The 22,104-nt window shown below is 64.9% G+C and carries 24 protein-coding genes; 9 read left to right on the top strand and 15 right to left on the bottom strand.

Annotated elements, in window-relative coordinates:
* Positions 1-153 precede the first annotated feature (153 nt).
* The 8 genes from P2PM1_RS10535 to P2PM1_RS10500 form a co-directional block, all read right to left on the bottom strand.
* Positions 154-567, bottom strand: a complete 414-nt coding sequence (locus tag P2PM1_RS10535) for a DUF423 domain-containing protein (protein ID WP_186399012.1) — start codon at positions 565-567, stop codon at positions 154-156.
* Positions 568-572: 5 nt separating this feature from the next.
* Positions 573-1,484 (bottom strand): nitrilase-related carbon-nitrogen hydrolase, encoded by a 912-nt coding sequence (locus tag P2PM1_RS10530; protein ID WP_186389523.1) that lies wholly within the window; start codon positions 1,482-1,484, stop codon positions 573-575.
* Between the two features lie 85 nt (positions 1,485-1,569).
* On the bottom strand, positions 1,570-1,773 hold the full coding sequence (locus tag P2PM1_RS10525; RefSeq protein WP_186389524.1) for a hypothetical protein: 204 nt from the start codon (positions 1,771-1,773) through the stop codon (positions 1,570-1,572).
* 108 nt (positions 1,774-1,881) lie between these two features.
* On the bottom strand, positions 1,882-3,711 hold the full coding sequence (gene recJ, locus P2PM1_RS10520; protein WP_186399011.1) for a single-stranded-DNA-specific exonuclease RecJ: 1,830 nt from the start codon (positions 3,709-3,711) through the stop codon (positions 1,882-1,884).
* A gap of 23 nt (positions 3,712-3,734) precedes the next feature.
* Positions 3,735-4,733 carry a class II fructose-bisphosphatase gene (glpX, locus tag P2PM1_RS10515; protein WP_186399010.1) on the bottom strand — a complete coding sequence of 333 codons (999 nt, stop codon included), beginning with the start codon at positions 4,731-4,733 and terminating at the stop codon, positions 3,735-3,737.
* Positions 4,734-4,770: 37 nt separating this feature from the next.
* Positions 4,771-6,093, bottom strand: coding sequence for a homoserine dehydrogenase (locus tag P2PM1_RS10510; RefSeq protein ID WP_186389527.1), 1,323 nt, complete (start codon positions 6,091-6,093; stop codon positions 4,771-4,773).
* Positions 6,094-6,144: 51 nt separating this feature from the next.
* Complete coding sequence (locus P2PM1_RS10505; RefSeq protein WP_186389528.1) at positions 6,145-7,362, bottom strand: LL-diaminopimelate aminotransferase; 1,218 nt, start codon at positions 7,360-7,362, stop codon at positions 6,145-6,147.
* Positions 7,363-7,557: 195 nt separating this feature from the next.
* Complete coding sequence (locus P2PM1_RS10500) at positions 7,558-8,016, bottom strand: hypothetical protein (protein ID WP_186399009.1); 459 nt, start codon at positions 8,014-8,016, stop codon at positions 7,558-7,560.
* A gap of 228 nt (positions 8,017-8,244) precedes the next feature.
* Here P2PM1_RS10500 and P2PM1_RS10495 point away from each other — a divergent pair, with 228 nt between their 5' ends.
* Together P2PM1_RS10495 and P2PM1_RS10490 are read left to right on the top strand one after the other, a co-directional pair.
* Positions 8,245-10,050 carry an alpha/beta hydrolase gene (locus P2PM1_RS10495; protein WP_186395759.1) on the top strand — a complete coding sequence of 602 codons (1,806 nt, stop codon included), beginning with the start codon at positions 8,245-8,247 and terminating at the stop codon, positions 10,048-10,050.
* A 149-nt stretch (positions 10,051-10,199) separates the two neighbouring features.
* Entirely contained in the window at positions 10,200-10,814 is a 615-nt protein-coding gene (locus P2PM1_RS10490; RefSeq protein ID WP_208985237.1) for a DUF6653 family protein, read from the top strand.
* 48 nt (positions 10,815-10,862) lie between these two features.
* On the opposite strand, the gene rocD is transcribed toward P2PM1_RS10490, so the two are convergent.
* Both rocD and rocF read right to left on the bottom strand, forming a co-directional pair.
* Complete coding sequence (rocD, locus tag P2PM1_RS10485) at positions 10,863-12,077, bottom strand: ornithine--oxo-acid transaminase (protein ID WP_371636615.1); 1,215 nt, start codon at positions 12,075-12,077, stop codon at positions 10,863-10,865.
* Between the two features lie 25 nt (positions 12,078-12,102).
* A complete protein-coding gene (gene rocF / locus P2PM1_RS10480; RefSeq protein ID WP_186399007.1) occupies positions 12,103-13,056 on the bottom strand; it encodes an arginase in 954 nt (317 codons plus the stop codon).
* Between the two features lie 188 nt (positions 13,057-13,244).
* On the opposite strand from rocF, the gene P2PM1_RS10475 reads away from it, so the two are divergent.
* Complete coding sequence (locus tag P2PM1_RS10475; protein ID WP_186389533.1) at positions 13,245-13,667, top strand: Lrp/AsnC family transcriptional regulator; 423 nt, start codon at positions 13,245-13,247, stop codon at positions 13,665-13,667.
* A 67-nt stretch (positions 13,668-13,734) separates the two neighbouring features.
* Here P2PM1_RS10475 and rpsI read toward each other — a convergent pair whose 3' ends face one another.
* From rpsI to P2PM1_RS10460, 3 genes are all read right to left on the bottom strand, one after another.
* The gene (gene rpsI / locus P2PM1_RS10470; RefSeq protein WP_186389534.1) at positions 13,735-14,211 is read right to left on the bottom strand and encodes a 30S ribosomal protein S9; all 477 of its coding nucleotides are present in this window, start codon (positions 14,209-14,211) and stop codon (positions 13,735-13,737) included.
* Positions 14,212-14,214: 3 nt separating this feature from the next.
* The gene (rplM, locus tag P2PM1_RS10465; protein WP_120268039.1) at positions 14,215-14,682 is read right to left on the bottom strand and encodes a 50S ribosomal protein L13; all 468 of its coding nucleotides are present in this window, start codon (positions 14,680-14,682) and stop codon (positions 14,215-14,217) included.
* Between the two features lie 228 nt (positions 14,683-14,910).
* Complete coding sequence (locus P2PM1_RS10460) at positions 14,911-15,324, bottom strand: PaaI family thioesterase (protein WP_186399006.1); 414 nt, start codon at positions 15,322-15,324, stop codon at positions 14,911-14,913.
* 160 nt (positions 15,325-15,484) lie between these two features.
* Between P2PM1_RS10460 and P2PM1_RS10455 the strand changes: the two genes are divergently transcribed.
* From P2PM1_RS10455 to P2PM1_RS10440, 4 genes are all read left to right on the top strand, one after another.
* A complete protein-coding gene (locus tag P2PM1_RS10455; protein WP_186399005.1) occupies positions 15,485-16,315 on the top strand; it encodes an enoyl-CoA hydratase in 831 nt (276 codons plus the stop codon).
* 17 nt (positions 16,316-16,332) lie between these two features.
* Positions 16,333-16,854: a CoA-binding protein gene (locus P2PM1_RS10450; RefSeq protein WP_186399068.1), complete on the top strand. Its 522-nt coding sequence runs from the start codon at positions 16,333-16,335 to the stop codon at positions 16,852-16,854.
* A 52-nt stretch (positions 16,855-16,906) separates the two neighbouring features.
* Positions 16,907-17,089 carry a hypothetical protein gene (locus P2PM1_RS10445; RefSeq protein ID WP_186389537.1) on the top strand — a complete coding sequence of 61 codons (183 nt, stop codon included), beginning with the start codon at positions 16,907-16,909 and terminating at the stop codon, positions 17,087-17,089.
* A 124-nt stretch (positions 17,090-17,213) separates the two neighbouring features.
* Positions 17,214-18,497, top strand: a complete 1,284-nt coding sequence (locus P2PM1_RS10440; RefSeq protein ID WP_186399004.1) for an O-acetylhomoserine aminocarboxypropyltransferase — start codon at positions 17,214-17,216, stop codon at positions 18,495-18,497.
* Between the two features lie 70 nt (positions 18,498-18,567).
* Here P2PM1_RS10440 and P2PM1_RS10435 read toward each other — a convergent pair whose 3' ends face one another.
* A complete protein-coding gene (locus P2PM1_RS10435; protein WP_186399003.1) occupies positions 18,568-19,674 on the bottom strand; it encodes a COX15/CtaA family protein in 1,107 nt (368 codons plus the stop codon).
* A 208-nt stretch (positions 19,675-19,882) separates the two neighbouring features.
* Here P2PM1_RS10435 and P2PM1_RS10430 point away from each other — a divergent pair, with 208 nt between their 5' ends.
* Positions 19,883-20,113: a DUF2842 domain-containing protein gene (locus tag P2PM1_RS10430; RefSeq protein WP_186399002.1), complete on the top strand. Its 231-nt coding sequence runs from the start codon at positions 19,883-19,885 to the stop codon at positions 20,111-20,113.
* Here the strand turns inward: P2PM1_RS10430 and P2PM1_RS10425 are convergent.
* The gene (locus P2PM1_RS10425; protein ID WP_186399001.1) at positions 20,088-20,291 is read right to left on the bottom strand and encodes a hypothetical protein; all 204 of its coding nucleotides are present in this window, start codon (positions 20,289-20,291) and stop codon (positions 20,088-20,090) included. The two genes, P2PM1_RS10430 and P2PM1_RS10425, sit on opposite strands and share 26 nt — an antisense overlap.
* Before the next feature lie 587 nt (positions 20,292-20,878).
* Here P2PM1_RS10425 and P2PM1_RS10420 point away from each other — a divergent pair.
* Positions 20,879-22,093 carry a GNAT family N-acetyltransferase gene (locus tag P2PM1_RS10420; RefSeq protein ID WP_186389542.1) on the top strand — a complete coding sequence of 405 codons (1,215 nt, stop codon included), beginning with the start codon at positions 20,879-20,881 and terminating at the stop codon, positions 22,091-22,093.
* Positions 22,094-22,104: the final 11 nt, after the last annotated feature.

Below are 22,104 nucleotides of genomic sequence, written 5' to 3'. Positions count from 1 at the left end.
GGCTCATGCGGAGGCGGAATGCCGGTCGCCGACAGGCCACGTCTGCGCGCCATCCGCTCTGTTGTGCAACCGATCCGGCGGCCGGTCTTGCGGAAAAACGACATCCCGTCGAGGCTTTGCGTCGCATGCGCGACAGTGGCAAAAGACCGCAGGTCAGGCCCTTCTCACCAGCCGAACGGCTCCAGCCAGCAGGATGCCCGCCCAGCCGAGGATCATCAAGCTGCCGCCCGTCGGCGCCGCCATCGGGAACAGCCGATCACCCAGCATCACCCGCGAGGTCAGATCCCCGGCGAACAGCGCAAGACCAACTGCAAGCGCGAGCGTTGCGACCGCAAGAACGCCGCGCGGACCGGTGGCACGCAGCGCCGCCAGCGCCGCCAGCGCCAGAAAGGCCGGCGCATGGAACAGCAGCATGTTGGCCGCGCTCGACAGCAGTTCGCCGCCCGGCACATGCGCTGCCATCGCCGACAGGGCGACGCCTAGTCCGCCGGAAAGGCCGGCCAGCAGCAGGAGAACGCCAGTCGCCCGGTCGCCCCGAAACGACGCGGAAATATCGGGAGCGCTCATGACGGTCACTCGCGGGACAGGGTGATGTGATCGGCCGACCAGTGGCCCGGCCAGACCTCGGCGCCGCCCGCGCGCAATGCCCGGATCGCCGCGACCGGGACATCGGCAACCAGGAACGGCTCTTCGCCGCGCGTGCCGCCCACAGGAGCGATTTCCGCGACCACGCCGCGATAGCCGAGCGACGGCTCGCACGGCACATAGAGCGCCGCGCCCGAAACGTTGCTGTCGTTCTGGGTCGTGCCGGGCGAGGCGCCGACAACGCCGCAAACGGCGACCGAGCACATGAGTTCGACCGCGCGCGCCTTGGCACAGCCGAACACCCGGTTGTAGCCGGCGAGGCTTGATGTCATTGAGGGCACGATGAGAAGGTCTGGCGCCTCGCGGGCGATCAGGCAGGAGAGCGCCGGCATTTCGACGTCGAGGCAGATCAGCATCATCATCGACAGGCCGGCGACCTCGAAGCGGATCACCCTGTCGCCCGGCGTGACATACCAGCTTTCGCGGTCCAGTTCGAAAGGCGTCAATGCCAGCTTGTCGTGGGAGATGCTCCGACCGTCGGCGATCAATGCGACGGCACGGTTGACGAAGCCGCCCCGGCCATCGGCTGCCGGCATGGAGCCCGCCACGAGGGTGACCGCGTGTTCGGCAACCAGAGCCTTCAGGTCGGGCATCAGGGCTTCGGCCTCACCGGCCATAAAGGCGAGTTCCGATGTCGGTTTCAGGCCTTTCGGCTTCCAGGCGAGAAAGGCTTCGCTCAGATATTCGGGAAGTACCAGGAGCTCGGCGCCCTGGGCATGGGCGCGGGCGAGCCGTTGCGAGATGCCGGCGAGGAAATCCTCGCGGCTGCGACCGCCCTGGCCGAGATTGAAGGCACAAAGCGCAAGGCGGAAGGTGTCGGGAGAGGAAGGCGTGTTCATGGAGCCGGATGCTGGCCCCATCGACTGCCACAATCAAGGCGACAATTTGCGCCGGCGATCAAAAATACCGGCGACGAGCGCAAGCTCAGTCGTTGGAGATGATAACCTTGGCCGCCATCAGCAGGCTGACGAGAATGAGACCCGCGCGCAGCGGGGTCACAGCGGGCGCACGCTCCGGCGCCACGGCGGTGACGCCCTGCGCCTGCAGGCGCCGCAGCGCCCGTTCCGCGTTGTCGGCAGCAGTATCGACTTCGGCCATCAAATGACGCAACTGGGCCCGAGGTGACATGATTCCATCCCGCAATTCCATCCTGGCGCACGCTAGCGCGGGCGGGGTTTCGCCTTCCTTAACAGGGCAGGAAATGCCGATGGGCAGAAGATTCCGCCTCGGATGCGCTTACAGTCTCGAACGCTGCGGGTCGGCGACGTCGATCACGCGCAGTTGCACCCGCTCCTGGCCCTGCCAGGTGTCCAGGGATAACGCCCCGGCAACATGCAGCGCGCCGCCACGCCCGCCCAGGATCGCCTGGCCGAGCGGTGTGTCGGCGGCTTTGAAGGCGATGGCCTTCAGCGTGCTGCCGCCACCATCGGCGAGCGTCAGGCGGACGTGGCCCTTGCCGACCGTGTCGGCGAAGGTGACGCGATGGCTGGGAAAGGCGAAGACCGGTTCGGGATGGCCGGCACCGAACGGGCCGGCGGTCTCCAGCATATGCAGCAGATCGGCACTGGCCGCTCCCGCCGTCAGGGCGCCATCGATCTTCAACTCAGTTGCCGAGCGTGCGGCGGCGACATCCTCGGCAAGGGCTGTCTGCATGAAGGCGGCAAGGTCGTCCAGCCTCTCGCGGCGTACGGTGAGGCCAGCGGCCATGGCATGCCCGCCGCCCTTTTCCAGGATCCTCTCGTCGACGGCGCGGCGGACGGCGGCGCCAAGGTCGACACCGGGAATGGACCGTCCGGAGCCGGTTCCCTTGCCGTCGACATCATAGGCAATGGCGAAGGCCGGACGGCGGTAGCGTTCCTTGAGGCGCGCGGCGACGAGGCCGACGACACCGGGATGCCAGTCCGGCGAGCCGGTCAGGAGCACTGCCGGATCGTCCCGCTCAAGGGCGACCGTGGCCTGGGCGTCGCCCTCCAGCAGCATTTCCGCCTCGATGGCCTGACGCTCGGCATTCAACCCGTCGAGCCGCTCGGCGATCGCGCGGGCTTCGTCCATATCGTCGGTGGTGAGCAGCCGCGCGCCGAGTGCGGCATCGCCGATACGTCCGCCCGCATTGATGCGCGGGCCGATCATGAAGCCGAGGTGATAGGGCGTCGCCCGGCCGTGGACGCGCGACACGTCGCCAAGCGCGGCAAGGCCGGCATTGGCCCGGCCATGCATCGCGAGCAGCCCCTTGCGGACGAAGGCGCGGTTCAGACCTTTCAGCGGCACCACGTCGCAGACCGTGCCGACGGCGACGAGATCGAGCAGCGCCAGCAGGTCCGGCTCGCGCCTGGCGCGGAAGAGGCCGCGGCGGCGAAGCTCGCGATTGAGACCGACGAGAAAGAGGAAGGTGACGCCAACGGCGGCAAGATGGCCGAGGCCGGAGAGATCGTCCTGCCGGTTCGGATTGACCAGCGCGGCTGTGGCGGGCAGTTCCTCGCCGACCTGATGGTGGTCGAGCACCACCACATCGAGGCCGACAGCGCGGGCCTCGGCGAAGGCCTCGAAGGAAACGCTGCCGCAATCGACGCAGACCAGCAGCCCCGCCCCCTCCTCCCGCAGCATACGGATGGCCGGTCCATTAGGACCGTAGCCCTCGATGATGCGGTCAGGAATATGGATGCGACTGGCGATGCCGATGGCGGCAAGATAGCGCGACAGCAGCGCGGACGAAGTGGCGCCGTCCACATCGTAATCGCCGAAGATCGCAATGCGCGCGCCGGCGGCCACTGCATCGGCGACGCGGGCGACGGCCGGTTCCATGTCGCGCAACGACAGAGGATCCGGCATCAGGTCCTTGATGGTCGGGTCGAGAAACCGCTCGGCCGCCTCAAGCTGGACATCGCGGGCGGCCATCACCCGTGCGACGACTTCCGGAACGCCGAGACGTTGCGCGATCGCCAGCGCCGTCGCGCCCTGCCCCTGTGTCAGCCGCTCCCGCCAGGTCCGCTCGCCGGCGGAGCGGGCAACGCCGAGAACGCGGCGGCGCCCGTCATCCGTCAGGTCGGTCTGGTCGATGCCGGGCATCTGGCGGGATCAGCCTCCGTCCTTCAATCGAGGTGGAACTTGTCGAGCTGGGTGTGGCGCGCCTTGATATAGCGCACCGTGCCCGTCGCCGCGCGCATCACCACCGTGTGCGTGGTGATCTCGCCGCGCCCGAAGCGCACGCCCTGCAGGAAGTTGCCATCGGTGACGCCGGTTGCGGCGAAGAGGACGTCCTCGCCGCGCGCCATCTCTTCCATCGTGTACTTGCGGTGGATGTCGTCGATGCCCATGCGGTGGGCCCGCTCGACCTGCTCGTCGCGGGTGATCACCAGACGCCCCTGCATCTGGCCGCCAATGCAGCGCAGCGCTGCCGCCGCCAGGACGCCTTCCGGCGCGCCGCCGATGCCCATGTAGATGTCGATACCTGTCTCGTCCGGATCGGTCGTATGAATGATGCCGGCCACGTCGCCGTCGCCGATCAGACGCACCGCGACGCCGGTGGCGCGCAGATCCTCGATCAGCCGGGCGTGGCGCGGACGGTCGAGCACGCAGGCGGTGATCTCGGCGACCGGCACGCCCTTGGCCTTGGCCAGCGCGTTGATGTTGTCGGCCACGGGCGCGTCGAGATCGACCAGATTGGCCGGATAGCCCGGACCGATGGCGATCTTTTCCATATAGCTGTCAGGCGCGTTGAGCAGACCGCCCTTCGGCGCCATCGCGATCACGGCCAGCGAGTTCGGCAGGTTCTTGGCGCAGATCGTTGTACCCTCGAGCGGATCGAGGGCGATGTCGACCGCCGGTCCCTCGCCCGTGCCGACCTTCTCGCCGATATAGAGCATCGGCGCCTCGTCACGCTCGCCCTCGCCGATTGTCACCGTGCCGTCGATCGGCAGGCGGTTCAGCTCCCGGCGCATGGCATCGACCGCGGCCTGGTCGGCCGCCTTCTCGTCGCCGCGGCCGCGCAGGCGGGCAGCGCCAACGGCCGCACGCTCGGTGACGCGGGCAAGTTCCAGGGTCAGGATACGGTCGAGTGCTTCGCTGTGAAGGTCTGCGGTGCTGGGCATCAGGTTTCCTCGAAAGGCGCTTGGCGGGGCGGTTCGGTCAGCCGAGTTTCTCGATGCGGATGAGCTGCGGGGTGCCGGCGACGACATTCTGCGCGGAGATCGTCGCGAGCGCCCGCTTCACCGCGGCCTCGGTGGTTTCATAGGTGATCAGGATCACCGGTTGCGGAGTGTCGCCGTGCGGGGTCTGGTCGCCGACGCGGCGGGTTCGGTCGCGCTGGACGATGGACTCCAGCGAGATTCCCTCGCCGGCCATGATCCGGGCGATCTCGGCGAAGGCGCCGGGACGGTCATAGACCGCAAGGCGGATGTAGTAGCCGCCCTCATGCATACGCATGCGCGCCGCCTTGTAGGGCGAGAGCCTGCCGACCGGGCGGCCGAGAGCAGGAATGGCAAGGCCCCGGGCGATGTCGGCGATGTCGCCCAGCACCGCCGAGGCAGTGGCGTTGCCGCCGGCACCGGGCCCAACCAGCACGACTTCGCCGACCGCGTCGCCGTCGATGGCGACCGCATTCAGCACCCCGTCGATGCGGGCGATGGCCGAGGCACGCGGCACCATGGTCGGATGCACGCGCTGTTCGATGCCGCTGTCGGTCTTCTGGGCAACTCCCAGGAGCTTGATGCGGTAGCCGAGTTCGCCTGCCGCCTCGATATCGGCGCGGGTGATCGAGGAAATGCCCTCTATGTAGATTGCATCGACGTCGATCTCGCTGCCGAAGGCAAGCGAGGTCAGCAGCGCCAGCTTATGGGCCGTGTCGAAGCCTTCGATGTCGAAGGTCGGATCCGCCTCGGCATAGCCAAGGCGCTGGGCGTCGGCGAGGCATGCGGAGAAGTCGAGCCCCTCCTGCTCCATCCGGGTCAGGATGTAGTTGCAGGTGCCGTTGAGAATGCCATAGACGCGCGAAATGTCGTTGCCGGCGAGCGACTCGCGCACCGCCTTGATGACCGGGATGCCGCCGGCTGCCGCCGCCTCGAAAGCCAGGCTGACGCCGTTCTCCTCAGCAAGACGGGCCAGTTCCACCCCATGGCGGGCGAGCAACGCCTTGTTGGCGGTGACGACATGCTTGCCGGCGGCCAGAGCGGCGCGGACACTCGTCTCGGCCGGGCCGCTGTCGCCGCCGATCAGTTCGACGAAGACGTCGATCTGCGGTGAAACAGCGAGGTCCTCCGGCCGGTCATGCCAGACGATGCCGGACAGGTCGAGGCCGCGATCACGGGAGCGATCGCGCGCCGAGACGCCGGTGACGGTGACGGGACGACCGCAACGGGCGGCGAAAGTGTCTGCCTTGCGGCCAAGCAGGCGGACGAGAGAGGCACCAACCGTTCCTAGGCCGGCGACGCCGACGCGCAATTCAGCTTTCATGAAGATCGCGATCCGTTTGAGGAGTGGCGCGCCGCAAGACGCGACACGCCCTTAACCCGAGGCTCCGATGGGGATGACGTTGTGCAATTTTTCGTCCGCCGTTTCAAGGAAGCGACGCAGGCTTCTCGCCGCCTGGCGGATGCGCTGCTCGTTTTCCACCAGAGCTATGCGGACATGGGTGTCGCCATACTCACCGAAACCGAGACCGGGGGCGACGGCGACGTCGGCATGCTCGATCAGCAGCTTGGAGAACTCCAGCGAACCGAGGTGACGGAACTTCTCCGGGATCGGCGCCCAGGCGAACATGGACGCTTCCGGCGCGGGCACCTCCCACCCGGCGCGGCCGAAGGACTCGACCAGGATGTCGCGCCGCTTGCGATAGGTCTCGCGCGCCGCAACGATGCAGTCGTCCGGCCCGTTCAGCGCGGCGGAGGCCGCAACCTGGATCGGCGTGAAGGCGCCGTAATCGAGATAGGACTTCACCCGGGCGAGTGCGGCGATCAGCCGCTCGTTGCCGACGGCAAAGCCCATCCGCCAGCCGGGCATGGAGAAGGTCTTCGACAGCGAGGTGAATTCCACCGCCACATCGATGGCACCCGGCACCTGCAGGACCGAGGGCGGCGGCGTCGAGCCGAAATAGATCTCCGAATAAGCGAGATCGGAGAGCACGAAGATGTCGTGCTTCTTCGCGAAGGCGACGACATCGCGGTAGAACTCGATATCGGCCACATAGGCCGTCGGATTGGCCGGATAGCACAGGATCATCGCGATCGGCTTGGGGACCGAATGGATCAGCGCCCGCTCCAACGCGTGAAACACCTCCGGTCCGGGCTCGGACGGGATCGACCGCAGCACCGCGCCGGCCATCAGGAAGCCGAAGGCGTGGATCGGATAGCTGGGATTGGGCACCAGCACCACATCGCCCGGCGCGGAAATCGCCTGCGCCATGTTGGCGAAGCCTTCCTTGGAGCCGAGGGTCGCGACGACCTGGGTCTCCGGGTTGAGCTTCACCCCGAACCGGCGCTCGTAATAGGCCGCCTGCGCCCGCCGCAACCCGGGAATGCCCTTGGACGCCGAATAGCGATGGGTCCGGGGATTCTGGACGGTCTCGGTGAGCTTGTCGACGATGTGCTTGGGCGTCGGCAGGTCAGGATTGCCCATGCCGAGATCGATGATATCTGCGCCTGCCGCGCGTGCCTTCGCCTTGAGCCGGTTGACCTGTTCGAAGACATAGGGCGGCAAGCGCCGCGTCTGGTAGAACTCTTCCATGGTCCAATCCTCACCCGCAAAGCGTGGTCTGCGCGCGCCTCTCGTCCGGGCGCATATGCGGCATCGGCCTGTGCACGACGCCGAACGCCGGCTACATACCAGTGGCCGCGCCGCCGCGCATCGGCAAAAAGGCCTGCGCGCCAAAATATCCGCGCCTGCTGCGACCGAAGACGCCGGCTGCCTTACGAAGCGGGATCAATCGCTGCTGCCGTCCGCCTCGATCTCGGAAATGGCACGGGCACCGTGGCTTTCGCCAAGCTTCTTGAGCTGGATGACGCTACTGGAGTTTGCCGGACGGGATGCCCCGCCGCGCGAGCGGGCAATCTCCTGGAGACGGGTCCGGGTTGCCGCCGCCGCATCCTCGGTGAGCAGCCCATCGGGGCTGCGGATCGGCGCCGCAACCGCAGCGCCCTGCCCCACCCCTTCGATCGTCCCCGTCGGCCCGTAGGCGACCGGAGGCGTCGCGGCCGGCAAGCCCGTGCCGGGGATCGCGACCTCCGGCGAGGGTACACGCGCAGTGGTCGCGGGCGCCATCATGCCGCTGCGGGAGACGCCTTCCGGCTCCAGAGCGTCGACCAGCGTACCGGAGGGCGCATAAGCGCACCCGGCGAGAAGCGCCGAGGTCAAAACAGTGGTGAAGACCGTTGCACGCATGTAACCGTGGTCCTGCACGAATTTCGCGAATGTCACCGCTTGCAAGCTGACCGGGACGTACGACATTGTAAGCGCCTTGTCCAACTTGTCAGTCTTGCGTCATGAAGAACTATTATGGGGTCAAGCGGACACGGGGTGCAAACGAAGGCCGCAAATGAGGTCCGCCAAGACCCGCCTGGGTTGCGGACACAAAGACGACCGGGACCCGAAGTGGAGGATACGCCAGGGATGACTGACGAGAAGACCAGTCCGCTGTTGCAATATATCGTCAAGAATCCGGAGGCTTTTGCGCAGAACCTGGGACGCATCATCGAGAATGCCGGGCGCGCCATGGCGGCCTATGTGGAGCCGCGCGAAAAGGGCGAGATCAAGCCCGAGACCAGCGACGAACTGACGGTGATCTTCAAGACCCTGGCGCAGGTCGGCGAATATTGGATGTCCGACCCGCAGCGTGCGCTGGAAGCGCAGACGCGGCTCTGGGGCAAATATATCGACCTGTGGAACTCGTCCCTGAAGCGAATGATGGGAGAGCAGGCCGCCCCCGCCGCGAGCCCGGACCCGCGCGACAAGCGCTTCGGCGATCCGGAATGGAGCGAGAACCAGTTCTTCGATTTCGTGAAGCAGCTCTATCTCATCACCTCGCAATGGGCCGAGCAGATGGTGGTCGAGGCGGCGGATCTCGACGAGCACACCCGCCACAAGGCGGATTTCTATGTCAAGCAGATCGCCAATGCGCTGTCGCCGTCGAATTTCGTGCTGACCAATCCGGAACTGCTGCGCGAAACGCTGGAGTCGAACGGCGAGAACCTCGTGCGCGGCATGAAGCTGCTGGCCGAGGATATCGAGGCCGGCAAGGGCGACTTGAAGATCCGCCAGTCCGATCCGACCAAGTTCCGCGTCGGCACCAACCTGGCGCTGACGCCGGGCAAGGTCATCGCGCAGAACGACGTGCGCCAGTTGATCCAGTACACGCCGACGACCGAGACGGTGTTGAAGCGGCCGCTGCTGATCGTGCCGCCCTGGATCAACAAGTACTACATCCTCGACCTGACCCCCGAGAAGTCGTTCATCAAATGGGCGGTGGACCAGGGACATACGGTCTTCGTCATCTCCTGGGTGAATCCCAACGAGAAACAAGCGCAGAAAAGCTTCGAGCACTATATGCGCGAGGGCATTCTGGAATCGCTCGACGTGATCCGAAAGGCGACGCGCGAGGAGCAGGTGAACGCCATCGGCTATTGCGTCGGCGGAACGCTGCTGGGCGTGACGCTCGCCTATATGGCGGCAACGGGCGATGATCGCATTGCCAGCGCCACCTTCTTCACCACGCAGGTGGATTTCACCCATGCGGGCGACCTGAAGGTCTTTGTCGACGAAGAGCAGATCCAGGCGCTGGAGCGGCGCATGGGGGAGAAGGGGTATCTTGAAGGCTCGAAAATGGCCTCGGCCTTCAACCTGTTGCGCTCCAACGACCTGATCTGGCCCTATGTGGTCAACAACTATCTGAAGGGCCGCGAGCCCTTCCCCTTCGACCTGCTGTACTGGAACTCCGATTCCACCCGCATGCCGGCGGCGAACCACTCATTCTACCTGCGCAACTGCTACCTGGAAAATCGGCTCAGCAAGGGCACGATGGAGATTGGCGGCGAAAAGCTCGACCTTGGCAAGGTGAAGATCCCGATCTACAACCTTGCCACCCGCGAGGACCATATCGCTCCGCCGCAATCGGTGTTCGTCGGATCGCAGTGCTTCGGTGGACCTGTCGATTATGTGCTGTCGGGATCCGGGCACATTGCAGGCGTCGTCAATCCACCCGCCAGGAACAAGTACCAATACTGGACCGGCGCGCGCCCCAAGGGGGTCTACGAGGACTGGCTCGCCAAGGCGAAGGAGCACCCCGGGTCGTGGTGGCCACATTGGGACGGCTGGATCCGCAAGCTCGACGGCAATACCGCAAAAGCCCGCAAACCCGGCGCCAACAGGGTCAAGATCATCGAGGATGCACCGGGCAGCTACGTCAAGACGCTTTCCTGAAGCTGCAGCTTTTCGAAACCATATCGGGCATCCCCGGTGGCACGCGGCGGCCACCTGCGCTAGACTTCCAAGCTTGAGGAAACGCTTGGCCCGCACCCGCGCATCCCCTGGCAGGGGCTAGTCGCCCGGGTCCGCGAGAGACACAAGAGATGAGGCAACAGGCCAGAACACGGCCGGGATCGGGGCGCTATTCGGTCTATCGGCCGATGAATGCCGGACGTCTGCGCATGCTTGGCATGGATGCGGACGTTTGGCTCCGGCACGCGAGCGGCTGGAGCGTGTGGACACGCTTTGCCACTCTGCCCCTGCTCTATCTCGCCGTCTGGTCGCATGGCTGGTTCGGCTGGCCGCTGGCCGGCCTGTCGATCGCCACCGTCTGTCTGTGGCTGTGGCTCAACCCGCGCATCTTTCCGCCGCCGCGCCGGCTGAACACCTGGCACGCACGCGCCACCTTCGGCGAGCGGGTCTGGCTCAACCGGGCCGTGGTACCGATCCCGACCGACGACAACCGCAGAGCCATCCTGCTGTCGCTGGCGACTGCGGTCGGCTTCGCGATGGGCATGTGGGGCGCCTTCACACAGAACCTGCCGGTGCTCATCGCCGGCACTATCGTGACCTACGTGGCGAAGATCGCGTTCCTTGCAGGCATGGTGGCGCTCTACGACCGGATGCGCGACGCCCATCCGGTCTATCGTTCCTGGACTGTCGTTCCCGACAACGACAACGCCTCGCGCCAGGATCTCGATCGCCGCACGGCATCGTGACCGTTCACCTCGTTCAGGGCCGCCAACACGCGCTGGCACGCAACCGCTTCAGTGGGCGGCGCGCGTCAGCACCGTGTCGAAGCGCTGCAGCGCCCAGTCGACCTGGTCGGCCGTGATCACCAGCGGCGGAGCGATGCGGATCGTATGGTCGTGGGTGTCCTTCGCCAGGATCCCCTGGGCCCTCAGTTCCTCGCAATAGCCGCGCGCGCCGCCAGCCTCGGGATGAAGCTCAACGGCCAGCATCAGGCCGCGCCCGCGCACGTCGCGCACCGCGTTGGAGCGGATCGAGCGCAGGCCCTCGATGAAGCGTTGCCCCTGCCTTTCGGCGTTTTCGATCATGCCTTCCTCGACCAGCACCTTGAGCGCGGCGCGGGCCACGGCACAGGCAAGCGGATTGCCGCCGAAGGTCGAACCATGCTCGCCCGGCTGCAGGACGCCCAGCACTTCCGAGTTGGAGAGCACGGCCGACACCGGATAAAAGCCGCCGGACAGCGCCTTGCCGACCAGCGTGACGTCCGCTTCGATGCCTTCGTGCTCCTCGGCCAGCAACTTGCCGGTCCGCCCCAGTCCCGTCTGGATCTCGTCGAGGATCAGCGTGACGTTATGCGCGGTGCAGAGCTCGCGGGCACGGGCGAAATAGCCGGCCGGCGGGATCAGGATGCCGGCCTCGCCCTGGATCGGCTCGACGAGGAAAGCGACGGTGTTCGGGGTGATCGCCTGTTCCAACGCATCGGCATCGCCGAAGGGTACGACGCGGAACCCCGGCGCAAAGGGGCCGAAGCCGGTACGCGCCACCGGATCGGTCGAGAAGCCGACAATGCCGAGGGTACGGCCATGGAAGTTATTGGCGCAGACGATGATCTCGGCCTTCTCCCGCGGTACGCCCTTGACCTCATATCCCCATTTCCGCACTGCCTTGACGGCGCTTTCCACGGCTTCGGCGCCGGAGTTCATCGGCAGGATCTTGTGAGCTCCCGTGAGCCTTGCCAGATCTTCGTAGAGAAGCGCCAGTTGGTCGTTGCGAAAGGCGCGCGAGGTCAGCGTCAGCTTCGCTGCCTGTTCGGTCATGGCCGCAAGGATCTTCGGGTGGCAATGTCCCTGATTGACCGCCGAATAGGCCGCAAGGCAATCCATGTAGCGGTTGCCGTCGACGTCCCACAGCCAGACGCCCTCGCCGCGGGTGAGCACGACGTCGATCGGCTTGTAGTTATGCGCTCCGAGCTGGTGTTCGGCGGCGATATAGTCTTCGGGCAGGCGGGTCACATTCGTCTCCATTGATTGGGCAGCGTCAGGCAAAAGCCTGGGTCGGGCGGTCCATGACGTCCTGGCCGAAGAGGCTGGCGACCAGTTCGGCGAGCGCGATGGCACTGCGGCCGCGTTCGTCGAGGAAAGGGTTGAGCTCGACGATGTCGAGCGACACGGTGACGCCGGCATCCTCCAGCAGTTCCATCACCAGATGCGCCTCGCGATAGGTGGCGCCGCCCGGCACTGTGGTTCCGACGCCGGGCGCGATGCCGGGATCGAGGAAGTCCACATCAAGCGATACGTGAAGAACGCCGTGGTCTTGACTGATTTTCTTCAGGAAGTCACGCATAAGAAGGGAGACACCGTTCTCGTCGATCTGCCTCATGTCGCAAACGGTGACACCACGGCGGCGCAGCAGTTCGCGCTCCTGCGGATCAATCGACCTGGCGCCGAAGACGCACATGCGGGACGGATCCACGACCGCCCGGGGAGCGTCCCCCATCACGGGGAACAACTCCTCCTCGCCGGCAGCGAGCGCCAATGACATGCCATGCAGATTGCCGGAGGGCGAGATGGACGGCGTGTTGAAATCGGCATGGGCGTCCAGCCAGAGCACATAGAGCGGCCGCCCCTTCTCCTGCCAGTAGCTGGCGACGCCCGACAGCGATCCCATGGAGAGCGAATGGTCGCCGCCCATGAACACGGGCAGATAGCCTTCGTCGCAAAGACGCCGTGCCTCGCGCGCCAGCGGCCGCACCCAGGAAGCGACGACCTCCGGCACATGCGCCTTGCCCGGCAGGTGAAGCGGAGCAATCGTCTTGAGGGCAAGCTGCGTCACGTCGCCGAAATCCTTGACGGACCAGCCGAGTGCCTCGAGCCGCTCGGCGAGCCCCGCGACGCGCAGGGCAGCCGGCCCCATCGCCGCGCCGCGTCGCCCTGTGCCGGCCTCAAGCGGTACGCCGAGAAGTGCAATCGGTTGGGTCCTGTCCGTCGACATGCGTCTGCCTCCTGCCTTGCTGTTTCATCCATCAACGATCCGCCGGGCGAATGGATCCAGCGACCGTCAGCAACAGCGTAGCTCAGGATGGATGATGTCCGCATGAAGAGTGAGCGAACAGGTGAAAATTCGTCAGATTGTCGGTATGATCCGACGATCTGATAAGATCTACCTAGCAAAGTGATAAGATGGACGACCTGGACCGCCGACTCATTGCCTTGTTGCGCCACGACGCGAGGCTTCCTGTCGCCTCGCTTGCCGCCGATCTCGGCGTGTCGCGGGCAACGGTGAAGGCCCGTATCGACCGGCTGACGGAAACCGGCGTCATTCAAGGCTTCACCGTTCGCCTGCGCAGCCACGAGGCGGGCGGGCGGGTGCGGGCGATCATGATGATCGAGGTAGAGGGGCACCGGGCGGAATCGGTGGTGCGGCGGCTGCAGGGCTTTCCGGAAGTCCGCGCGCTGCACACGACCAACGGTCGCTGGGATGTGGTCGCGGAATTGGAAACCGACACGCTGGAGGCGTTCGATCGGCTGCTCTCCACCGTCCGCTTGCTCGACGGCATCGCCGGTTCCGAAACCAGCATCCTGTTGTCGTCACGCAAAGGGTGACCCAACCTCAAACGCAAACGGCCCGCCAAGGGCGGGCCGTCGAATATCGCAAGGTGATCGGTAAAGATCAGCGCTTGGAGAACTGGAAGCTCCGGCGCGCCTTCCGGCGACCGTACTTCTTGCGCTCCACGACGCGGCTGTCGCGGGTCAGGAAGCCTTCCTTCTTGAGGATGCCGCGCAGTTCCGGCTCGTAATGGGTCAGAGCCTTGGAGATGCCGTGGCGCAGCGCGCCGGCCTGGCCGGACAGACCGCCGCCGGACACGGTGGCGATGACGTCATACTGGCCGTCGCGGTTGGTCAGGACGATCGGCTGGCGCAGGATCATCTGAAGGACCGGACGCGCGAAATACGCGGAGTAGTCCTTCTTGTTGATGGTGATCTTGCCGGTGCCGGGCTTGATCCAGACGCGCGCGATGGCGTCCTTGCGCTTGCCGGTGGCGTAGGCGCGGCCCTGGGCGTCCAGCTTCTGGACATGCACCGGGGCTTCGGCTTGGGCAGTGCCCAGAGCGCCGCCGAGATCTTCGAGGGACTGGAGCTCAGCCATGGATTAGGCCCTCTTTCCGTCGTTCTTCGCGTTGAAAGCCTTGAAGTCGACCGGAACCGGCGACTGGGCCTCATGCGGATGCGTGGCACCGGAATAGATCCGGAGATTCTTGAGCTGGGCGCGGCTCAGCGGACCACCCGGCATCATGCGCTTCACAGCCTGCTCAAGCACACGCTCGGGGAAACGACCCTCGAGAATGGCGCGGGCGGTGCGCTCCTTGATGCCGCCGGGGAAGCCGGTGTGCCAGTAGTACTTCTTGTCGTAGTACTTCTTGCCGGTCAGCACCGCCTTGTCGGCGTTGATCACGATGACATTGTCACCGCAGTCGATATGAGGCGTGAAGGTCGGCTTGGTCTTCCCGCGCAGCGTGTTGGCGATGAAGGCGGCCAGGCGGCCGACGACAACGCCTTCTGCGTCGATCAAGATCCACTTCTTCTCGACCTCGGCCGTCTTGGCAGAATAGGTCTTCATCGCTGTGGTCCGTCTTTGGTCGCGGGCGCCGCGATCAGTGCGGATCACCCGAGGTCAAGCAAAACGGGCCCCGAAACGGGCCCGCTTCCTGTCGGCGGAGGATGTACGCGGCTTCGCAGGCACTGTCAATGCACTTAAAAACGTCATCTCCAAAAATATATCATTAAAAACAATGCATTACAAAAACGGTATATATATACCACACAAAATCGAAGGCTTTTCCGCCCGTCAGCGGGGCGGAATCGAGTAGGTGGCTGTTGCGTGGGCCACCAGGTCGCCCCCTGCCCGGCCGGCAATGCCACATTCGGTGACGGCAAGGCGCTTGCCGAGCTTCAGCAGCCGACAGGTGCCGACAAGGTCGCCGGGCTCGGGTTTGCGCAGGAAATTCATGTTGAGATTGGTGGTGACGGCCAGCGCGACGGGACCAATATGCGCCAGGATCACCGCATAGGCGGCGAGATCGGCGAGCGCCATCATGGTCGGCCCGGAGATCGTTCCCCCGGGCCGCAGATGCTTGTCCGTAGCCTTCACGGACAAGACCGCCTCGCCCGGCGTCACCGCCTCGATTTCGTAGATGCGGCCGTCCGCATGGATCTGCGGAAACTCGCGATCCAGAAATGCGTTGAGCTCGGCTACGGTCATGATCGGCTGCACGGATCCGGTTCCTTCCCTGGAGGCCTTGCTGTTTTGACGCTTTCGTTAACGTAAGCCGGAAAAAGCGACAAGTGCCAGGGGGAACGAAGGTCCGCTTTGTCGGGCCTGCGGCTTGCCCTATAACGAGGTCAAACAGGGAGAAAGCGCCATGACCGATGCAACAGCGGCAAAAGCTGCGGCGACCAGCGAGAGTGAGCCGACCGCCCAGGACCTGTCCTTGGGAGTACTGCGGTTGACGCTGAACCGGCCCGAGCGACGCAACTCGCTCTCCGAAGAGATGATGGCGGCGCTGCAGGACGCGCTCGACGCCGCAGCCGAGAATGCCGCCGTCCGGGTGATCCTGCTGCGTGCCGAAGGTCAAGTCTTCTGCGCCGGCCACGATCTGAAGGAGATGACCGCCGCCCGCAGCCACTCGGATCGCGGCCGCATCTATTTCACCGAGGTGATGAACCGCTGCGCCCGGCTGATGCAGACCATCGTCACGCACCCCAAGCCGGTGATCGCCGAGGTCGACGGCATGGCAACCGCTGCGGGGCTTCAGCTTGTCGCGTCCTGCGACCTGGCGATCGCCAGCGACCGCGCCCGCTTCTGCACGCCCGGCGTCAATATCGGCCTGTTCTGTTCCACTCCCATGGTGGCCCTGTCGCGCAACGTCTCGCGCAAGCAGGCGATGGAGATGCTGCTCACCGGCGAGATCATCGACGCCTCGACAGCGCGCGAATTCGGCCTCGTCAACCGGGTCGTGCCGGCCGATTACCTCGCCCAGGTGACGGCGAAATACGCGGAGACCATCGCCTCCAAGTCGCCGCTGACGCTGAAGATCGGCAAGGAAGCCTTCTACGCCCAGGCGGAGATGTCGCTCGCCGACGCCTATCGCCATTGCGCCCAGGTCATGGTGGAGAACATGCTGGCCCGCGATGCGGAGGAAGGCATCGGCGCCTTCATCGAAAAGCGGACGCCCCAGTGGAGCGGCGAATGAGAGAGACCGTGAGCAAGATCCAGCACGACACCTATCCGGATGCGTATATCCGGGCGATCCTCGACGACGTGAAGACCATCGCCATGGTCGGCGCGAGCCCCAACGCCGTCCGGCCTTCCTATTTCGTGCTGAAATACATGCTGTCGAAGGGCTACGAGGTCTTCCCGATCAACCCCGGTCATGCCGGCAAGGAGATCCTCGGGCAGAAGGTCTATGCCAGCCTCGCGGACGTGCCATCGCCCATCGACATGGTTGACGTCTTCCGCAATTCGGACGCCGCGCTCGCCGTGACGCAGGAAGCGCTGCAGCTATCCCCTCTACCAAAAGTCATCTGGATGCAGCTTTCGGTCAGAAACGACGCAGCGGCCAGCCTGGCGGAGGCCGCCGGCGTGCGCGTCGTCATGAACCGCTGCCCGAAGATCGAGTATGGTCGCCTGTCGGGCGAAATCGGCTGGACCGGCGTCAATTCCCGCACCCTGTCGGCAAAGCGTCCGGCCTTGAAAGGCGGCTTCCAGCACCGCGGGCTGCGGAAGGACTGAAGCTAACGGCGAGATTCAGGGAATCTTTCCCTCCCTCCCCTAAAAGGAGGGTATGGAAACGCTGCTCGCACCCCTTGCCTCCCCCCTTACGCTCGCCCTGTTGGGAGCGATCATGGTGCTTGTCATCGCCGGCTTCGCGATGATCGCCACCGGAAGACGGGGAGAGCGCTCCTATCATATCGGCTATGACGCGGGCCCATCAGATGCCGACGCAGGCGGCTGCGACGGAGACTGAAGCGCGCGGGGAGCCGCGTTTCGCAAAACCCATTCTCCTCAGATCCCTGAAACGAAATCGCTTTCCTTTGACCTCCTCGCGGGCATCGGCCAGTATGCCGCCGCTTGCAGTCTAGGAGGAATTCATGAGCGACCGCATTCCCGGTTTTTCGACGCTGGCGATCCATGCCGGCGCGCAGCCCGACCCGTCGACCGGCGCGCGAGTGACGCCAATCTACCAGACCACGTCCTTCGTCTTCGACGATGTCGACCATGCCGCGTCGCTGTTCGGGCTGCAGGCCTTCGGCAACATCTACACCCGTATCACCAATCCGACGACGGCTGTTCTGGAAGAGCGCGTCGCGGCCCTGGAAGGCGGCACGGCGGCGCTTGCGGTGGCGTCGGGCCACTCGGCGCAGTTGCTTGCCTTCCACACGATGATGACGCCGGGCGACAACATCGTCGCCGCCAACAAGCTCTATGGCGGCTCGATCAACCAGCTCAACCACTCATTCAAGAGCTTTGGCTGGGAAGTGAAGTGGGCTGACGCGCAGGATCCGGAGAGTTTCGCCGCGCTGATCGACGACCGCACCCGCGCGATCTTCGTCGAGAGCCTCGCCAATCCCGGCGGCGTCGTGGTCGACATCGAGGCGATCTCGAAGGTCGCAAAGGCCCGCAACATCCCGCTCGTCGTCGACAACACGCTGGCGACCCCGTATCTGTGCCGGCCGATCGAGCACGGCGCTGACATCGTGCTGCACTCGCTGACAAAGTTCATGGGCGGACACGGCAACTCGATGGGCGGCGTGATCGTCGACGGTGGCAGCTACGACTGGTCGTCGACCGACCGCTATCCGATGCTGTCGAAGCCGCGCCCGGAATATTCCGGCATGGTGCTGCACGAGACCTTCGGCAACTTCGCCTTCGCCATCGCCTGCCGCGTGCTCGGCCTGCGCGACCTCGGTCCGGCGATCTCGCCGATGAACTCTTTCATGATCCTGACCGGCATCGAGACGCTGCCGCTGCGCATGCAGCGCCACAGCGACAACGCGCTCAAGGTGGCACAGCACCTGGCCGGTCACGACAAGGTCGCCTGGGTGTCCTATGCCGGCCTGCCGGGCGACCCCAACCATGCCAAACAGCAGAAATACATGCCGAAGGGTGCAGGTGCGGTCTTCACCTTCGGGGTCAAGGGCGGCTACGAGGCGGGCGTCGCGCTCGTTTCCAACTGCCAGATCCTGTCGCATCTCGCCAATATCGGCGATACGCGCTCGCTGATCATCCATCCGGCTTCGACCACTCACCGTCAGCTCACCGACGAGCAGAAGACGGCGGCCGGTGCCGGTCCGGACGTCGTCCGTCTGTCGATCGGCCTCGAGGATGTCGAGGACATCATTGCCGATCTCGACCAGGCACTGGCCGCGGTCTGATCGAAAAGCGGTGTGAAGAACGGAAAAGCCGGGCATGTCGCCCGGCTTTTTCATATCTGCGCCGGCACCATCACGTGCGAAGGGCCTCGCTGAAACGCGCCCGCACCCAGAACTCCACGGCGGCGATCATCACCGCGACGATGAAGCCCTGATGGGTAAGCGCCAGCCAGAACGGCACATGGCCAAGCAGGGTGGCGATGCCGATGACCATCTGGACGAGGAGGACGACCAGCACGGCATGCGCCGCGCCGCGCAGATGGCGGGCGGTTTCGCAGCGATAGACCGCCCACATGGCCCATAGCGCGAATCCGACGATCAGATAAGCGGTCAGGCGGTGCTGGAATTGCACGGTCAGCACGTTCTCGAAGTGATTGATCCAGGCCGGCGTCATAAGCCACAGGCCGGAGGGGATGAGGGCGCCGTCCATCAGCGGCCAGGTGTTGAAGGAAAGCCCGGCCTTGAGCCCGGCCACCAGACCACCGAGGAATATCTGCAGCACCAGCAGGGCCAGCAGGAGCTTTGCCGTTCCCACGAAGGGCCGCGCCCCTTGCGGCCGGGCGGCGGCCTCGCGATCGACCGGAACCTGCGCGAGATAGCGGGCGAGCGCGAAGAGATAGATGAAGATCAGGCAGGCAAGCGTCAGATGGGTGGCAAGGCGGTACTGGCTGACGTCGACACGCTCGGCAAGCCCGGAGACCACCATCCACCAGCCGACGACGCCCTGCATGCCGCCGAGTACGAAGCCCCCGACCAGCCAGGGCAGCAGCCATTTTTCGATGCGCCCGCGCCACCAGAACCATACGAGAGGCACGAAGAAGGCAACGCCGATCACCCGGCCGAGCAGGCGATGTCCCCACTCCCACCAGAAGATGAACTTGAACTCGTCCAGCGACATGCCCTTGTTGATGAGCTGGTATTCGGGAATCTGGCGATACTTCTCCAGTTCCTCCTCCCACTCGGCAACGGAAAGCGGCGGAATGACGCCGTGGATCGGCTTCCACTCGGTGATCGACAGGCCGCTATCGGTAAGACGGGTCGCGCCGCCGACGACAATCATGGCGAAGATCAGCACGCAGATCGCATAAAGCCAGAGCCGGATCGCCCGGCGGTCGGCCGCGATGCGAGCGTTGGCGTCATCCATCGGAGCGCCGAGCGAGGCTGCCGTCGTGTCGGACATGGGGAGGCACCATATCGTCAAATGAAGGAACGGCGCCAGCGGCACCGCGAGACTGAGCGGGGTTATAGGCATGGGCGGCGAAAGACAAGGTCTTGACGGCAGGGGTCGCTGTGACACATGCACTCAGAACATATCGTTTGGACGCTTGGCCTACCCCTTGCGATTGGGTGCGGGCGACAGGCCGCTTCCACACCGATCCGGAGAGCAGATGCGAAATCCGCTGCGCAAATTCATCGGCATGCTGGTGCTGGTCACTTTCGTGATCGTCTATGCCTTCGTGGCGATGGTCATTGGCGACATGACGTTGCAGCACGCCTCGCTCGCCGTGCAGCTCCTGTATTTCGGGATTGCTGGAATTGCCTGGACGCTCCCTGCCGGCGCCATCATCTGGTGGATGGAGCACGGCTTCCGGATCAGCCGCAGGCGGGATTCGGATTGATCGTGTCGCGCAGGCGCTCGCGCGTCAGCGCATAATGGTCGTGGGTGCGAGCGCCTACTGAAAACAGCGGACCGCGCAGAATCTCGCGCAACTCGTCCCAGCTCAGGATCAGTTCCTCGGCCAGGGCCGGCAGGTCGACGCCGTGGATAGATGCCAGCCGGCGCAGTTCCAGTTCCAACCGCTGCGAGTCCCCCCAGATCCCGGACCTGCGGTCGACAAACCGGACGCCACGAAGATGGTGAAGGGTGCAGAGTGGCGCTTCAGCACCGGTCAGGCGTGGACGAGATTGTCGCGATACCCGTCGTCGAAGGTCAGCGCGGCGAAACGCGCCCCCGCTGTCCGGCTCCTGCATGCGTGCCACGGCGGTCTCCAGCGGCACGATCTCCATACCGGCAGCACGTATCTGGCGGATCGTATGGTCCAGAAACTCCGATGTGACGGTGAGACGGGCATTTGGGGGAACTGACGCGGCGCGCCAGAAGGTCGCATGCTGTGCAAGTAAAGATCACACCTCGCCCGCCAGTCAGTGGCGGCAGCAGGTGGCCGCTCCCGCTCCAATGCAGCAGCTTACAGCGTCCAGCCAGCAGGTGACGCTGCAGATCCATGTTTTGACAACCGCCTGAAGCCGGTGACAGTCGCCAGCTTTTTCAACTGGGAGCGGCATATCGACGGTTTCTTTAGAACTCCTTGCTAGTGAAACTGGCAATCGAATGAGAATGCCATCGGGGCAGCAGCAACGAGAGCATCGCGAATCTGGGGGAGACGATGGTCAGGCCGGTCGGGTTGCTCCAGTCGAATGACTGGGATCAGATGGACCTTCAGGCGATGAGGCTGGATGCCATGCTCGAGAACGGCGAATTTTCCGTGCGTGCCCTTCGCGATCCGGCGGAGGCGGCCTGCGCTTGGCGCCATCTCGAAGAAAACGCCTTCGGTACGCTGTTCACGAGTTATGACTGGCTCGCGTCGTGGTACGACCACGTCGGCCGCGCGCGCGGCATCGAGCCGATCATCGTCCTCGGCGAGATTGACGGCGAGCCCGGCTTCCTGTTGCCGCTTGGAGTGATGAAGATCTTCGGCGGCACCTTGCGTCTCGGCCGGTTCCTCGGCGACTTTCACGGCAATCAGAACAGTGGCCTTTGGCGCCGCGACGTGTTCGCGGGCATCCATGGCAAGAGCCTGCACCGCGCGCTCCTGCGCATCGGGCGCGAACACCGGATCGACCTGTTCGACCTCAAGTACATTCCCGCCACCCTGGACGAGCGGGTTCATCCGTTGATAGACCGCACCGCGATCGAAAGCCTGAACGCGGTTCATGCTTTCCCGCTCAAGGCCGACTTCGACACGCTCTACAAGGAACGCCGGAGTTCCAGCGCCCGCAAGAAGCTCAGGATCAAGGAAAAGAAGCTCGCGGAACTGGGAGGCTTGGCCTGGCGCAAGGCGGTCGACACGGAAACGGCCCTGCACTTCCTCGACACGCTGGTTGCGCAACGCAGCGCCCGTCAAGCCACGCACGGCATTCCCAACGTCTTCGAGCCGGCGGATGTCAGAGGGTTCCTCGCCGATCAGATCACAAGCGCGATCCGCGATCGCTCCGAGCACGTGACCATCCATGCCCTGGAAGCTGGCGGGCGGATTCGGGCGACCTATCTGTGCGGCCTGCAATATGGCCGCTACCACGCCTATACCAACAGCATCGACGAGGACGTCGCCGCCTGCAGCCCCGGCGATATCCTGCTCAACCATGTGATTGCAGATGCCTGCCGCCTGGGCGCCCACACGTTCGACTTCGGCCTCGGCGCAGAACGGTACAAGACGGCCTGGGCGGACAAGGAAGTCCTGATGGACGTCGAAATTCCGGTGACGATCAAGGGCTATATCGCACAGAACGGCGTCAAGCAGATGCGCGCCTTCAAACGGCGGATCCGCAGTTCGCCCAAGCTGTGGCAGGCGGTACGGATGATGCGCAGGCTGAAGGGCTGACGCAACCACCC

Source organism: Stappia sp. P2PMeth1 (assembly GCF_900185735.1).
In the GTDB taxonomy this organism is placed as follows: Bacteria; Pseudomonadota; Alphaproteobacteria; order Rhizobiales; family Stappiaceae; genus Stappia.
This window is presented reverse-complemented; position numbering and strand designations above follow the sequence as displayed.

Coding starts and splice junctions, on each gene's coding strand:
- P2PM1_RS10445 (WP_186389537.1), top strand. CDS start 16,907: ATGGAAACGCTGCTCGCACCCCTTGCCTCCCCCCTTACGCTCGCCCTG.
- P2PM1_RS10530 (WP_186389523.1), bottom strand. CDS start 1,484: ATGAACACGCCTTCCTCTCCCGACACCTTCCGCCTTGCGCTTTGTGCC.
- P2PM1_RS10440 (WP_186399004.1), top strand. CDS start 17,214: ATGAGCGACCGCATTCCCGGTTTTTCGACGCTGGCGATCCATGCCGGC.
- P2PM1_RS10525 (WP_186389524.1), bottom strand. CDS start 1,773: ATGTCACCTCGGGCCCAGTTGCGTCATTTGATGGCCGAAGTCGATACT.
- P2PM1_RS10475 (WP_186389533.1), top strand. CDS start 13,245: ATGGACGACCTGGACCGCCGACTCATTGCCTTGTTGCGCCACGACGCG.
- P2PM1_RS10500 (WP_186399009.1), bottom strand. CDS start 8,016: ATGCGTGCAACGGTCTTCACCACTGTTTTGACCTCGGCGCTTCTCGCC.
- P2PM1_RS10460 (WP_186399006.1), bottom strand. CDS start 15,324: ATGACCGTAGCCGAGCTCAACGCATTTCTGGATCGCGAGTTTCCGCAG.
- P2PM1_RS10430 (WP_186399002.1), top strand. CDS start 19,883: ATGCGAAATCCGCTGCGCAAATTCATCGGCATGCTGGTGCTGGTCACT.
- rocF (WP_186399007.1), bottom strand. CDS start 13,056: ATGTCGACGGACAGGACCCAACCGATTGCACTTCTCGGCGTACCGCTT.
- recJ (WP_186399011.1), bottom strand. CDS start 3,711: ATGCCCGGCATCGACCAGACCGACCTGACGGATGACGGGCGCCGCCGC.
- P2PM1_RS10505 (WP_186389528.1), bottom strand. CDS start 7,362: ATGGAAGAGTTCTACCAGACGCGGCGCTTGCCGCCCTATGTCTTCGAA.
- P2PM1_RS10455 (WP_186399005.1), top strand. CDS start 15,485: ATGACCGATGCAACAGCGGCAAAAGCTGCGGCGACCAGCGAGAGTGAG.
- P2PM1_RS10535 (WP_186399012.1), bottom strand. CDS start 567: ATGAGCGCTCCCGATATTTCCGCGTCGTTTCGGGGCGACCGGGCGACT.
- glpX (WP_186399010.1), bottom strand. CDS start 4,733: ATGCCCAGCACCGCAGACCTTCACAGCGAAGCACTCGACCGTATCCTG.
- P2PM1_RS10420 (WP_186389542.1), top strand. CDS start 20,879: ATGGTCAGGCCGGTCGGGTTGCTCCAGTCGAATGACTGGGATCAGATG.
- rplM (WP_120268039.1), bottom strand. CDS start 14,682: ATGAAGACCTATTCTGCCAAGACGGCCGAGGTCGAGAAGAAGTGGATC.
- P2PM1_RS10510 (WP_186389527.1), bottom strand. CDS start 6,093: ATGAAAGCTGAATTGCGCGTCGGCGTCGCCGGCCTAGGAACGGTTGGT.
- rpsI (WP_186389534.1), bottom strand. CDS start 14,211: ATGGCTGAGCTCCAGTCCCTCGAAGATCTCGGCGGCGCTCTGGGCACT.
- P2PM1_RS10495 (WP_186395759.1), top strand. CDS start 8,245: ATGACTGACGAGAAGACCAGTCCGCTGTTGCAATATATCGTCAAGAAT.
- P2PM1_RS10435 (WP_186399003.1), bottom strand. CDS start 19,674: ATGTCCGACACGACGGCAGCCTCGCTCGGCGCTCCGATGGATGACGCC.
- P2PM1_RS10490 (WP_208985237.1), top strand. CDS start 10,200: ATGAGGCAACAGGCCAGAACACGGCCGGGATCGGGGCGCTATTCGGTC.